Origin of the sequence: Achromobacter sp. ACRQX, assembly GCF_022346505.1 — a bacterium.
Lineage (GTDB): Bacteria > Pseudomonadota > Gammaproteobacteria > Burkholderiales > Burkholderiaceae_B > Achromobacter > Achromobacter animicus.
In genome coordinates this window covers 25,936-38,318 of record NZ_JAKRML010000002.1, presented here as the reverse complement: position 1 = coordinate 38,318, position 12,383 = coordinate 25,936, and the positions used below count along the sequence as shown (strand labels likewise).

The 12,383-nt window shown below is 66.9% G+C and carries 12 protein-coding genes; 2 read left to right on the top strand and 10 right to left on the bottom strand.

All coding sequences use genetic code 11. The features are described from left to right. Positions 1 to 39: 39 nt before the first annotated feature. The 10 genes from argA to MHZ91_RS01825 all read right to left on the bottom strand — a co-directional run bounded on the left by argA (position 40) and on the right by MHZ91_RS01825 (position 10,048). Entirely contained in the window at positions 40 to 1,398 is a 1,359-nt protein-coding gene (gene argA, locus MHZ91_RS01870; protein WP_175125729.1) for an amino-acid N-acetyltransferase, read from the bottom strand. A gap of 235 nt (positions 1,399 to 1,633) precedes the next feature. Next, positions 1,634 to 2,308, bottom strand: coding sequence for an amino acid ABC transporter permease (locus MHZ91_RS01865; RefSeq protein WP_062838418.1), 675 nt, complete (start codon positions 2,306 to 2,308; stop codon positions 1,634 to 1,636). A 99-nt stretch (positions 2,309 to 2,407) separates the two neighbouring features. Beyond that, complete coding sequence (locus tag MHZ91_RS01860) at positions 2,408 to 3,085, bottom strand: amino acid ABC transporter permease (RefSeq protein ID WP_056567089.1); 678 nt, start codon at positions 3,083 to 3,085, stop codon at positions 2,408 to 2,410. A 20-nt stretch (positions 3,086 to 3,105) separates the two neighbouring features. Then, entirely contained in the window at positions 3,106 to 3,852 is a 747-nt protein-coding gene (locus MHZ91_RS01855; protein ID WP_255808632.1) for an amino acid ABC transporter ATP-binding protein, read from the bottom strand. Positions 3,853 to 3,924: 72 nt separating this feature from the next. Further along, positions 3,925 to 4,779 carry a transporter substrate-binding domain-containing protein gene (locus MHZ91_RS01850; protein ID WP_056567081.1) on the bottom strand — a complete coding sequence of 285 codons (855 nt, stop codon included), beginning with the start codon at positions 4,777 to 4,779 and terminating at the stop codon, positions 3,925 to 3,927. Positions 4,780 to 4,789: 10 nt separating this feature from the next. Then, positions 4,790 to 5,737, bottom strand: coding sequence for an N-carbamoyl-D-amino-acid hydrolase (locus tag MHZ91_RS01845; RefSeq protein ID WP_175125726.1), 948 nt, complete (start codon positions 5,735 to 5,737; stop codon positions 4,790 to 4,792). A 22-nt stretch (positions 5,738 to 5,759) separates the two neighbouring features. Further along, positions 5,760 to 7,238: a dihydropyrimidinase gene (gene hydA / locus MHZ91_RS01840; RefSeq protein WP_175138738.1), complete on the bottom strand. Its 1,479-nt coding sequence runs from the start codon at positions 7,236 to 7,238 to the stop codon at positions 5,760 to 5,762. Positions 7,239 to 7,266: 28 nt separating this feature from the next. Next, positions 7,267 to 8,046: an SDR family oxidoreductase gene (locus MHZ91_RS01835; RefSeq protein WP_175138737.1), complete on the bottom strand. Its 780-nt coding sequence runs from the start codon at positions 8,044 to 8,046 to the stop codon at positions 7,267 to 7,269. A gap of 13 nt (positions 8,047 to 8,059) precedes the next feature. Next, the gene (locus MHZ91_RS01830; RefSeq protein WP_239212049.1) at positions 8,060 to 8,986 is read right to left on the bottom strand and encodes a dihydrodipicolinate synthase family protein; all 927 of its coding nucleotides are present in this window, start codon (positions 8,984 to 8,986) and stop codon (positions 8,060 to 8,062) included. A gap of 120 nt (positions 8,987 to 9,106) precedes the next feature. Next, positions 9,107 to 10,048, bottom strand: a complete 942-nt coding sequence (locus MHZ91_RS01825) for a LysR substrate-binding domain-containing protein (RefSeq protein ID WP_191576507.1) — start codon at positions 10,046 to 10,048, stop codon at positions 9,107 to 9,109. A 174-nt stretch (positions 10,049 to 10,222) separates the two neighbouring features. Here MHZ91_RS01825 and MHZ91_RS01820 point away from each other — a divergent pair, with 174 nt between their 5' ends. Both MHZ91_RS01820 and MHZ91_RS01815 read left to right on the top strand, forming a co-directional pair. After that, complete coding sequence (locus tag MHZ91_RS01820) at positions 10,223 to 10,903, top strand: aspartate/glutamate racemase family protein (RefSeq protein WP_239212047.1); 681 nt, start codon at positions 10,223 to 10,225, stop codon at positions 10,901 to 10,903. Positions 10,904 to 10,910: 7 nt separating this feature from the next. Then, entirely contained in the window at positions 10,911 to 12,320 is a 1,410-nt protein-coding gene (locus tag MHZ91_RS01815; protein ID WP_239212039.1) for an FAD-binding oxidoreductase, read from the top strand. Positions 12,321 to 12,383: the final 63 nt, after the last annotated feature.

Genomic DNA, 12,383 nt, shown 5'->3' with positions numbered 1-12,383 from the left:
CCCCTCTTGCTTACCGCGGAATCGCGCCGCAGGCCGGTGTCAGAGCTTCTTGATGAACACCAGGCTGTTGCGGGAGCGGTTGTAGTTGTTCTGCTTTTCGCGGGGCAGGTCGGTGATGCCGCCCTGCACGAAACCGCGCTTCATGAACCAGTGCGAGGTACGCGTGGTCAGCACGAACAGCCGTTTGGCGCCCAGCGCGCGGGCGCGCGATTCCATGTGGCGCAGCAGGATCTCGCCTTCGCCGGAGCCTTGCCACTCGGGATGCACGATCAGGCAGGCCATTTCGGCCATCTGCTCGTCGTGGAAGTCATGCAGCGCCGCGCAGCCGTAGATGACGCCGTCGTGCTCCAGCACAGTGAAGTTTTCGACGTCGCGCTCGACCACGCTGCGCGGACGCGGCACCAGCGTGCCGTCGGCTTCCAGGGGCTCGATGAGACTGAGGATGGCGCCCACGTCGTCGATGGTGGCGGGGCGCAGGTCATCCAGCGTGTCCTCGACCACCATGGTGCCCACGCCGTCGTGGGTGAATATCTCGAGCAGCACGCTGCCGTCCAGCTCGAACGGCAGCAGGTGGGCGCGGGCCACGCCGCGCTTGACCGCGAGCGAGGCGTACTGCAGGAAGGAATGGGTCTCTTCGTCCAGCTCGCCGCCCGCCAGCAGCGCGTCAGCATCCACGCGCGCCAGTTCGGTGTCCAGCGTGCCATCGTCGTTCAGCACGCCCTGCGAGCTTGACAGGAAGATCAGCTTTTCGGCGCGCAGGCCTACGGCCACGCTGGTGGCCAGGTCTTCCATCGCCAGATTGAAGGCGTCGCCGGTGGGCGAGAACCCCAGCGGCGACAGCAGCACGACGGACGAGCCTTTCTCGATGGCGAACTTCAGCGCTTCAATGTCGATCTTGCGCACCTGGCCGGTGTGCTTGTAGTCCACGCCGTCCAGCACGCCGGTGGGACGCGCGGTGACGAAGTTGCCGGAGATCACGCGGATGTGCGCGTGCGACATGGGCGTGTTGGGCAACCCCTGGCTGAAAGCGGCTTCGATGTCCAGGCGGATCTCGCCGGCGGCTTCCTTGGCGCATTCCAGCGCGGCGGCGTCGGTGGGGGACAGGCCCCGGTCGAACTGCTGCGTGTAGCCCTTCAGGCGAAGTTGCTCGTTGACCTGGGGCCGCGAGCCGTGCACCAGCACCAGCCGGATGCCCAGCGACGACAGCAGGGACAGATCCTGGACCAGGGCGTTCAACGCGCCCGCCTGCACGAGTTCGCCGCCAAACGCCACCACGAAGGTCTTGCCTCGAAACGCGTGCACGTAGGGGGCCACGTCTCGGAACCATCGCACAAACTGCGCGGCGGCGAATTCAGGGGCTTCAAGGGCGGAGACGGTGTCTGGTTCCAGGTCGGGCATGGTGTGAGTTGCTTAACAATCCTATGGGTCGCGGGACGGCGCAGGCCGGCAGGCCGTGCGGAGAGCGCCGCCTCAGGGGGCGGCGCTACGCGGAATTATAGGGCGCGCGCTGGCCCGGTCCGCGCGGTGCGCAGCACGCATTGTTGCGGGCGCCCCACAGGATGTTGCGCGCGCGGGCCGGGCAGACGCGCCGGCCGCCGCGCTCGTTGCTGCGCTGGCCGCCCCGCCGGCAGGTTCAATGCCGGGATAGCTGACGGTGTTCCAGCCGGCTCAGCAGCCGAACCACCGGCCACAGCAGCGCCAGGTAGAAAAGCGCTGCCAGCACGATGGGCGACGGGTTGTAGACCAGCGACTGGGCGTCGCGGGCCACCCGCAGCAGCTCCGGCAGCGCCACGGCGCTGGCCAGCGTGGTCAGCTTGACCACTTCCAGCGTGTTGCTGATGAGGTCCGGCATGACGTTGCGCGTGGCCTGGGGAATCTGCACGTGCCACATCGTCTGCCAGGCGGAGAGGCCGGTTGAGCGCGCCGCCTCGATCTGTCCGCGCGGCACGCTTTCCAGCCCGGCGCGAAACACCTCGCCGTAATAGGACGAATTGTTCAGCATGAAGCCCACGGCCACCGCCAGCAGCTTGGGCAGGTCCAGGCCCAGGAACGGCGCACCGAAATAGATGAAGATCAGCAGCACCAGCGGCGGCAACGCGCGGAAGAAATCGATGTAGATGGCCAGCAGCACGCGCGACCAGCGGGCCTTCAGCGTGACGGACAGCACGCCGATGAGCAGACCCGAGGCCAGTCCCACCGGAATCACCATGGCCGACAGCATTAGCGTGCGCCCCAGCCCCTGCAAGAGGTACGGCGCGACGCTGACATAGATGTTCAGATTGAAGAAATTCTGCAGGATTTCGTCCATGCGGTTCCCCTGGGGCCCGTTCGGGGCTCCCTTGTTGTGCCGGGCGGGTGTGATCGGCCTTGCTTCCCGCCCGATATGTATTCGTAAAGATGCGTCCGGTCAGTGCTTCCACTTGAAGCGCGTTTCGGTCCAGCGCCCCAGAATCACGACCGGCAAAAAGATCAGCAGGCACGCCACCGCAGCCAAGGTGAGCGGCGTGGCGTTGCCCGCGTTGCTACTGGCCGATTGGGCGTTGTTGAGCACTTCGCTCAAACCCACGACCGAACCCAGCGCGGTGCTCTTCGTAATGGCGATGACCCGGTTGGTCAGCGGCGCGACCGTCAGCCGCATCGCCTGCGGCATCACGACATACACCATGCTCTGCAGCCAGTTCAGCCCGGTGGAGCGCGCCGCCTCGGCCTGGCCGCGCGGCACGGACAGGATGCCCGCCCAGAAGATTTCCTCGGCGAACGCGGCCAGCACCAGCGACAGCGACAGCCAGCACGCCATGAACGCCGACATCGACAGGTTGATGTACGGGAACGCGAAGAACAACACCATGATCACCACCAGCGGCGGCAGCGCGCGCAGGATGTCGGCAAAGCAGATGATCAGGAAGTTCACCGGCCGGATACGCAGCGCACGCACCACGGCTAGCACCAGGCCAAGCGCCACGCCGGTCGCGGCAACCGCCACGCCCAATTGCAGCGTGACCCACATGCCGGCCAGGATGTCGGGCAGGTAGCGCCAGGCGACCTCAACGTTGAAGAACGAAAACAGCAGGGCGTTCAGATCCATGGAGCACTCTTCAAACCGCGTTACGCGGCATGTTCCGCCATGCTGGCCAGGAAGGCCTGCGTGCGGGGTTGTCGGGGGGCGCCAAAGACGTCTTGCGGCGGGCCTTGCTCGACGATCACCCCGCCGTCCATGAACACCACCCGATCGGCTGCCGCGCGGGCGAAGCCCATCTCGTGGCTGACCACCATCATCGTCATGCCGTCGCGCTTCAGTTCACGCATCACGTTCAGCACGCTGCCGACCAGCTCCGGATCCAGCGCGCTGGTCGGCTCGTCGAACAGCACCACCTTGGGCCGCAGCGCCAGTGACCGCGCGATCCCCACGCGCTGCTGCTGGCCGCCGGACAATTGGTCGGGATAGGCGCGCGCCTTGTCGGCCAGTCCCACGCGGTCCAGCGCCTCCAGGCCGCGGCGGTCGGCCTCGGCGCGTGCCAGCTTCTGCACCTTGCGCAGCGCCAGCGTGATGTTCGACAGCACGGACATGTGGCGGTACAGGTTGAAGTGCTGGAACACCATGCCGATGTTCTGGCGGATGCGGTTCAGCTCGGCCGACGGCGCGGTGATCTCCTCGCCGTCGACGTGGATGCTGCCGGCGGTCGGTTCCTCCAGCCGGTTGCAGCAGCGCAGGAGGCTGCTCTTGCCCGAGCCGGAGGGGCCGATCATGAAGACCAGCTCGCCGCGGCTCACGTCCAGGTCGATCCCCTTGAGGACCGCGTTGTCGCCATAGGACTTGTGCAGCCCGGCGATTTTCAGGATCGGCGTTTCCATCGAAAGCTCCTCAAAGCGCGGGCAGGGGCCTCGAAGCGGCTCCTCCCCTGTCGTTGGCGGTGCGTCGGAAAATCAGCTGCAGCGCAGTTCGACCGGCTTGGCGTCGTAGCCCGGCAGGTCCGGCACGCCCTGGCCCGGCGTCACCGTGACCGCCGCCGTACCGGCTGCAGGCGTGAAGCCGAACCACTTCTGCGCCAACTTGGACACCGTGCCGTCCTGCTTCAGGCACTTGAGCGCCATGGACACGCGGTCGCGGCCCGCCTTGTCGTCCAGCCGGAACGCCAGCGCCCAGACCAAACCTGTCTTGATCGTGTAGCTGGTGCGCACGGCCGGGTTCTGCTTGGCGGCCCAGGCCGCCACGGTGTTGCCCGCCAGGTTGGCGTCCGCGCGGCCGGCCTGCACCGCCTGCACCGCGTCGGCATTGGAGGCGTACACGTCGTACGTGAAGCCGTACTTGGCCGCGTTGTCGCGCGCCCAGTTCTCATAGGCCGACCCCTTGTTGACCGCCAGCTTCCTGCCCTTCAGGTCATCCAGGCCCTTGATGTCCTTGCCGTTCTTGCCGATCACGAAGGTGTAGTCGGTGTTCAGATAGCCCTCGGAAAACAGCAGCGCGCGGGCGCGTTCCTCGGTGGCGGTGGTGGGCGCCAGCACGAAGTCGTACTTCTTGGCGTTCAGGCCCGGAATCAGCGCGGCATACTCGGTGCCCTCGATCTTGATGGTGGTGCCAAGCTGCTTGGCGATGGCCTGGCCCAGTTCGATGTTGAAGCCGTCCAGCCCGCCGCCCAGCTTGGGCATGGCGTGCGGGGCAAACGTGGCGTCCACGCCGGTCGTCAGCGGCTGGGCGGCAGCGGCCAGGCTGGCGCCGGCCAGGCACAGCGTGAGGCCGCAGCGGCCGGCAAACGTCAGGGTGCGGAGAAGGCGGGTCATGGCGGGTCCTTTAGGGAAGAGGCGTCTTGCCCAGGGCGGGGCCGGCCCCCACGCGCTCGAGAATCAAGCCGTAGTGTTCCGGGCGCCGGTGGGCGGCGAAGTTGAAGATGTGCTGCTTGAAGGTGTCTCCCAGCGCCAGATCGGCCTGGCAGAAAATCACCTCGTCCTCCTCCCCCTGCGCCTGCGCCACGATCTCGCCCGTAGGCGCGACGATGGCCGATCCGGCGATCAGGTGGCTGCCGTCCTCATTGCCGGCCTTGCCTGCGGCGGCCACCCAGACCGCGTTCTGATACGCGGCCGCCTGCAGACTGAGCAGATGGTGGAACATGCGCAAGTGGACCGGTTCGTTCCAGTGGATATTCAATGACGGCGTGTTGTATCCCAGCGCCACGATCTCGGCGCCCTGCAGCGCAAGCACGCGCCAGGTCTCCGTCCAGCGGCGGTCGTTGCACAGGCACATGCCGATGCGCGTGCCCAGCGTTTCCCAGACGTTGAAGCCGTCGTTGCCGACTTCGAAGAACTTCTTTTCCAGGTGCTGAAACGGCGCCTCGGGCTTGTGGTCGCTGTGGCCCGGAAGATGGATCTTGCGGTAGCGCCCGACGATGCGCGCGTTGGCGTCGACCAGGATGCTGGTGTTGAAGCGCCGGCCGTCCGAGGCGATCTCGGCGTAGCCCAGGTAAAAGCCGATGCCCAGCTCCCGCGCGGTGTCGAACAGCACGCGGGTCTCGGGGCCGGGCATTTCCTTTTCGAAGTAGCGCGCCATCGCTTCTTCTTCCGTCATCCAGTAACGGGGAAAGAAGGTGGTCAGCGCCAATTCCGGAAACACCACCAGGCGCGCGCCGCGTCCATGCGCCTCGCGCATCATCGCGAGCAGGCGCGCCACCGCCTGCCGGCGCGTCTCCTGCGGTTGCACCGGACCCATCTGCGCGACCGCCAGGCCGAAGGGACGTTTGCTCATGCCGGGTTCCTTTCGCAATGACTCAGGCGGCGCTATCGGCCGAAAAATACTTGCGCACCAGCGCGTTGGGATTGCCGGTCAGGCGCTGGCGCAATACGGGCTCGGGCGTGCCGCGCTTGACGAAGCGGCCGCTGCCGCGCTCGACATGCAGCTGGCCGTTCTCAATAGCGATGCGGCCGCGGCTGATGACCACCTCGGGCCAGCCGCGCACCGTTCGGCCCTCGTAGGGCGTGTAGCCGACGTTGTCGTGCAGCATGGACGTGGAGATCGTGACCTCCCGTTCCGGATTCCAGATCGCGATGTCGGCGTCCGCGCCCACCGCGATAGTTCCCTTCTGCGGGTACAGGCCATACGTGCGGGCATGATTGGCGGCGGTCAGCGCGACGAAGCGTTCAATCGAGATGCGTCCGCCCAGCACGCCTTCGGAGAAGAGCAGCGGCATGCGCACTTCCAGTCCCGGCACGCCGTTGGCCACGTCCTTGAACGTGGTGGCGTCGCCCTTGGGCAGCTTGCCGCTGGCGTCGAAGCGGTAGGGCGCGTGGTCGGAGGAATAGATTTGCAGGGTGCCGTCGATCAGGCCCTGCCAGACGGCTTCCTGCGAGGCCGCATCGCGCGGGGGCGGGCTGCAGCAGAACTTGGCGCCTTCCAGGCCGGGCGCGTCGATGTCATCGGCCGTCAGGAATAGGTACTGCGGACAGCTTTCAGCGTGAATCGGCAGCCCCAGCGCTTGCGACGAATGCACCACGCGCACTGCTTCCAGCCCCGCGACGTGAACGATCAGGATGGGCACGTCCATCATGCGGGCCAGCGTCACGGCACGATTCGTTGCCTCGCTTTCGGCCAGCGGCGTGTGCGCCACGGCGTGGTACTTCGGCGCCGTCATGCCGCGTTCGGCCAGGCGGCGGGCCACCCAGCGGATCATGTCGTTGTTTTCGGCATGCACCATCACCAGCGCGCCTTCACGGTCGGCGACCTCCAGCACGTCCAGCAACTGGTAATCGTCCAATTTCAGGCGGTCGTACGTCATGAACACCTTGAAGGACGTGATGCCGTTCTTGATGAGTTCGGGCAGGTCGTGCTTGAGCGCCTGTTCCGTGGGGTCGGACAGGATCAGATGAAAGCCGTAGTCGATGACCGCCTTCTCTTCGGCGCGGCGGGCGTAGTCGGCCACCACTTCCGGCAACGCGTTGCCGCGGTGCTGGGCGGCGAACGGAATGATGGTGGTGGTGCCGCCGAATGCGGCCGAGACGGTCGCGCTGTAGAAGTCATCGGCGCACATGATGCCCATGCCCGACAGCTGCTCGACGTGGCAGTGGCTGTCGATGCCGCCCGGCAGCACCCACCGCCCCGCGGCGTCGATGTCCCGGGCGCCCGGCGGCAGGCCCTGTCCCAGTGCGACGATCACGCCGTCGCGCACGCCGATGTCGGCGTGGAAAGTGTCGGTGGCGGTGCTGATGCGGCCGTTGCGGATCGTCAGGTCAAATGCTGCGGTATCGGTCATGGGTAAGGGGTTCCGCGCAAGTAATGGGTCAGAGCGTCCCGGGATAGATGCCGCCGTCCAGCACCAGGTTCTGGCCTGTCATGTAGCCGGCGCGCGCGCCGCACAGGAAGGCGCAGGCGTCGCCGAATTCGGCGGGGTCGCCATAGCGTCCGGCAGGAATGCCCGCCAGCCGGGCGGCCAGCACGTCGTCCACCGTCTTGCCGCTGTCGCGCGCACCGCGTTCGGCGGTCTGGCGCAGGCGATCCGTCAGGAACGGGCCGGGCAGCAGGTTGTTGATCGTGACGCCATGTCGTACCGTCTGACGCGCCAGTCCCGCCACAAAGCCGGTCAGCCCGGCCCGCGCGCCGTTGGACAGGCCCAGGATATCGATCGGCATCTTCACGGCGGCGGACGTGATGTTGACGATGCGGCCAAAGCGGCGCGCGATCATGCCGTCCACCGTGGCGCGGATCAGTGCAATGGGCGTCAGCATGTTGGCGTCCAGCGCGGCAATCCAGTCTTCGCGCGACCACTCGCGAAAGTCCCCAGGCTTTGGCCCGCCCGCGTTGGTGACCAGGATGTCGGGTTCGGGGCAGGCCGCCAGCAGCGCCTGCCTGCCGGCCTCGGTGGTGACGTCGGCCGCCACCGTGACAACCGACGCGCCGGTCTCGCGTCGGATCGCGTCCGCCGCGGCGTCCAGCGTGGTCGTGGTTCGCGCGGCCATCACCAGATTCACGCCTTCGCGCGCCAGAGATAGTGCGCAGGCGTAGCCCAGGCCTTTGCTCGATGCGCACACCAGCGCGTGCTTGCCCTTGATTCCGAGGTCCATGCGTTTGCTCCTTTCAACCCTGCACGGGTTGGCGGCCGGTGGCGCCCAGCGACAGCCCGACGCGCGCGACGGTCGCCTCCAGTTCGCCGGCGGTCACCGGATCGATCCGCATCCCGGGCGCGCGCAGCGCGTGGCTCTTGATGGCGCCGCGGCGCTGATAGACGTACTTGCGCAACGCCAGCCCGATCTTGGGCTGGAACTCGTAGCGGATCAGCGGGCAGTAGCGATCGAAGATCGCGGCAGCCCCGGCGTGGTCGCCACTGGCGTAGCGTTCGTAGATGGCGACCAGGATCTCCGGGAACGCAAAGCCGGTCATCGTGCCGACCGCGCCGCGCTGCAGCTCTTCCAGGAAGTACACGCCGCCCAAGCCGCCGAAGATGGCCATGTCGGCGTCGGGCACGAGTTCGCGGATGCGGCTGATCTTCTGCCCCACCGGCGGCTCTTCCATCTTGATCATGTGCACGCCGCCTTCGCGGCCCAGTCGCGCCACCACCTCGGGGCGGATCTCGGTGCCGAAGGAATCCGGAAAGTCGTGGATCACGATCGGAATCTTCACGGCGTCGGCCACGGCCTTGTAGTAGTCGAACAGCAGGGCATCGCTGGCGTTGTCCAGGGGCGCCGCGAACACGGCCGATGCGCCCAGCTCCTGCGCTTCGCGGGCCTGCTCGATGGCGCCGGCGATGCCATGGGCTCGCACGCCAACCCACACCGGCACGCGGCCGTTCGTGTGCTTGACGAAGGTGTCCAGCACCAGCCGGCGCTCGTCGTTGGACAGCTTGTGCAACTCGCCCAGAAAGCCCAGGATGGCCAGCCCGGTCACGCCGGTTTCAAGCAGGAAATCGACCAGCGTGCGGATGCTGTCGGCATCGACCCGCAGGGCATCGTCGAAGGGCGTGGGGCAAATGGTGAAGACGCCTTTGGCGTCGAGGGAGGCTGCCATCTTTTCTCCGTCAGGATGCGTGAAAACCGAAATCGGAAGCGACGTTTCGATGTCATCCTAAAGCGGAAGTTTTAGAACTCCACTTGCTTTTTTATTGCCTTGGTATAACAGCCAGTTAAGTCAAGGTTTACCCTTGGCCGGGTTTGTCTGGACGTTTGTGGACAGCTCGAAACCCTGTTCGCAAAGCGTGTGGCGCAGCACTTCTACAAAGGCTTGCGCAAGCTGCGACAGCGGTTCGAAGCGTGACTGCACCAGGCTCGCGGTCAGGATCTTTGCCTGGTCGATCGGGCGCACCACGAAGTCGCCCTGCGTGCGGCTCTTGACCGAGAATTCATCGACGATGGCGATGCCCGCGCCGGCTTGCACCAACGAGCACGCGTTCTGTGGCGAACTCACTTCCACGGCCAGCCGGCGGGCCTGCCCGGCCTCGTGGTACATCTGCTCGACCAGCATGCCGAACGGCGTGTCGCCGCCGTACGAAATCAGCGGGTAGGGCAGCAGGTCGCCGATCGACAGCAGCGACCGATGGGCCAGCGGATGGTTGTACGGGCAGATGCAGACCAGCCGGGCTTGGCCGATTGGCTGCGTCAGCAGATTCGGGTGCTGCACGGGCAGGATCACCACGCCCAGTTCGGCGCGATTGTCGAGCAGCATCTGCGTCAGGGGCTGCTGCGTCAGCGGCTGAAAGGTGACCTTGACGTCGGGGTGCGTTTCGCGAAAGCGGGAGATGGTCAGGGGCACGAGCATGTGGCCGATGCTGGGGCTGGACACCAGATGCAGGATGCCGCTGCGGCGCTCGGACAATTCCGAAGCCAGTTCTTCCACGCGCCGCACGCCGGCATAGACCGTTTCCACTTCGCGAAAGAGCTGCCGGGATTCGGGCGTGGGATACAGCCGGCCCTTGATGCGCTCGAACAGCGCGAAGCCAAGCCGCTGTTCCGTGTGCGACAGCAACCGGCTGACCGCAGGCTGCGACACGAACAGCAGCTTGGCCGCCCCGCTGATCGAACCCGTGGTCATCACCGCCCGGAAAACTTCGATTTGCCGCAGATTCAGTTGCATGGCGCGCCCGCTCCGAATTGACGCGACGAGCATAACAAAGGGTTAAGGGCAGCGCACAAATTGACAATACATGCTCAGGCCGCCCGCAGATAGACTGGCGCCGTATCTTGCCCCGGCCCGCCTCAACATGGCGCGGGCTCCGCCACCATCAGGACGGACGACCAGGACGGACGAATGGAACAGACCCTGTTTGTGATCAATCCCAATTCCACCCAGGCCGTGACGGACGCGTTCGACGCGGCGCTGGAACCGCTGCGCATGGCCGGCGGTCCGCGCATCCAATGTCTGACGCTGACCGAAGGGCCCGCGGGCGTCCAGACGCAGCTCGACGTCGAAAGCGTGACACTGCCGCTCGCCGCTCTGGTTCGCAAGCTGGATGCCGAGCACGGCGCGGCCGCCGCCGGCTACGTCATTGCGTGCTTCAGCGATCCGGGCCTGCATGCGGTGCGCGAAGCCACGCGCAAGCCGGTGCTGGGTATCAGCGAATGCGGCATGCTGACCGCGCTGACGCTGGGGCAGCGCGTCGGTGTGATCGCGATCCTGCGCCAGTCGCTGCCGCGCCACGGACGCATGTTCGGCGCGATCGGCCTGTCGGGCCGCGTGGCGGCAGAGGTGCCGCTGGATCTGGGCGTGGTGGAGCTGTCCAACGAGGCGCGCACCCGCGAGCGCCTGTTGCACGTCGGCGCGCGGTTGCGCGACGAGCATCAGGCCGACGTGCTGGTGCTGGGCTGCGCCGGCATGGCGGCCTACCGCGGCTGGCTGCAGGCCGAGCTGGGCCTGCCCGTCGTCGAGCCGACACAGGCCGCCGCGGCGATGGCGATCGGCCGCATCCGGCTGAACTGGCACGGCGCCTGAGGCCACCATGCGCAACCACGAACTGATCGAACGGCTGTCGCATCTGGTCGGCGACAACGGGCTGGTGCTGGACACCGAGGGGCAGGGGCCTTACGTGCGCGACTGGCTGGGCAAGTGGCACGGCAGCACGCCGGTGGTGGTGCGGCCGCGCAACGCCACCGAGGTGTCGGCCGTCATGCGCCTGTGCCATCAGACGCGCACGCCGGTGGTGCCGCAGGGCGGCAATACCGGCATGAGCGGGGGCGCCACGCCCGACGGCAGCGGCGCGCAGGTGATCCTGAGCCTTAACCGCATGAAGCGCATCCGCGAGGTGGATCCGGTCAACAACACGCTGTGCGCCGACGCTGGCGTGCTGCTGGCCGACGTGCAGGCCGCCGCGCGCGAGGTCGGGCGCTTTTTCCCGTTGAGTCTGGGCGCGGAGGGCAGTTGCACCATTGGCGGCAATCTGGCCACCAATGCCGGCGGCACCGCGGTGCTGCGGTACGGCAACACGCGCGATCTGGCGCTGGGGTTGGAGGTGGTGCTGCCCGACGGCCGCGTATGGAACGGCCTGCGCGGCCTGCGCAAGGACAACACCGGCTACGACCTCAAGAGTCTCTTCATCGGCTCGGAGGGCACGCTGGGCATCATCACCGGCGCAGTGCTCAAGCTGTACCCCGCGCCGGCGGGCCGCGTGGCGGCGTGGGTGGGGGCGGACACGCCCGCGCAAATCGTGGCGTTATTGAGCCGCATGCAGGGCGTCTGCGGTGAACGGCTGACCGCGTTCGAAATGATGTCGGCGCATTGCCTGGATCTGGTGGTGGCGCACGTCAGCGGCGCGGCCAGTCCGCTGGCCGCCCGCCATGCCTATCACGCGCTTCTGGAACTGTCGGACACCGAGCCCGCCGGCCTGCCCGCCTTGCTGGAAGCGGCGCTCGGCGCGGCGCTGGAGGACGGCGTCATCCAGGACTGCGTCGTCGCAATGAACGACACGCAGGTCCAGACGCTGTGGCGGCTGCGAGAAGGCATCTCGCAGGCGCAGGTGCGCGCGGGCAGGGCGGTCAAGCACGACATCGCGCTGCCCATCTCGCGCCTGGCCGCATTCGTCGAGGAAGCGGATCTGGCGCTGGTGTCGGATTTTCCGGGACTGCCCATCATCAACTTTGGCCACATCGGCGACGGCAACCTGCACTACAACGTGCTGCTGCCGCCGGACGTGGCGCCCGCCGAGTACGCCCGGCTGACCGCGGCGCTGAACCGCCGCGTGCACGACCTCGTGGCGCAGCGCGGCGGCAGCATCAGCGCCGAACACGGCGTGGGCCAATTACGGCGCGACGAGCTGCGCCGCTACAAGTCGCCGGTTGAAATGGACCTGATGCTGATGATCAAGCGGGCGCTAGATCCCAATCAGCTCATGAACCCCGGCAAGCTGCTGTAGGAGCCCCGCGCGCGGGCAGCCAGGGGCCGCGCGCGCGAAGTCCGCCAGAAATTTATAATGGCG

What these genes read in the sequence shown, in the direction of transcription:
- argA (WP_175125729.1), bottom strand. Translation starts at nt 1,398, where the DNA reads ATGCCCGACCTGGAACCAGACACCGTCTCCGCCCTTGAAGCCCCTGAA.
- MHZ91_RS01865 (WP_062838418.1), bottom strand. Translation starts at nt 2,308, where the DNA reads ATGGACGAAATCCTGCAGAATTTCTTCAATCTGAACATCTATGTCAGC.
- MHZ91_RS01860 (WP_056567089.1), bottom strand. Translation starts at nt 3,085, where the DNA reads ATGGATCTGAACGCCCTGCTGTTTTCGTTCTTCAACGTTGAGGTCGCC.
- MHZ91_RS01855 (WP_255808632.1), bottom strand. Translation starts at nt 3,852, where the DNA reads ATGGAAACGCCGATCCTGAAAATCGCCGGGCTGCACAAGTCCTATGGC.
- MHZ91_RS01850 (WP_056567081.1), bottom strand. Translation starts at nt 4,779, where the DNA reads ATGACCCGCCTTCTCCGCACCCTGACGTTTGCCGGCCGCTGCGGCCTC.
- MHZ91_RS01845 (WP_175125726.1), bottom strand. Translation starts at nt 5,737, where the DNA reads ATGAGCAAACGTCCCTTCGGCCTGGCGGTCGCGCAGATGGGTCCGGTG.
- hydA (WP_175138738.1), bottom strand. Translation starts at nt 7,238, where the DNA reads ATGACCGATACCGCAGCATTTGACCTGACGATCCGCAACGGCCGCATC.
- MHZ91_RS01835 (WP_175138737.1), bottom strand. Translation starts at nt 8,046, where the DNA reads ATGGACCTCGGAATCAAGGGCAAGCACGCGCTGGTGTGCGCATCGAGC.
- MHZ91_RS01830 (WP_239212049.1), bottom strand. Translation starts at nt 8,986, where the DNA reads ATGGCAGCCTCCCTCGACGCCAAAGGCGTCTTCACCATTTGCCCCACG.
- MHZ91_RS01825 (WP_191576507.1), bottom strand. Translation starts at nt 10,048, where the DNA reads ATGCAACTGAATCTGCGGCAAATCGAAGTTTTCCGGGCGGTGATGACC.
- MHZ91_RS01820 (WP_239212047.1), top strand. Translation starts at nt 10,223, where the DNA reads ATGGAACAGACCCTGTTTGTGATCAATCCCAATTCCACCCAGGCCGTG.
- MHZ91_RS01815 (WP_239212039.1), top strand. Translation starts at nt 10,911, where the DNA reads ATGCGCAACCACGAACTGATCGAACGGCTGTCGCATCTGGTCGGCGAC.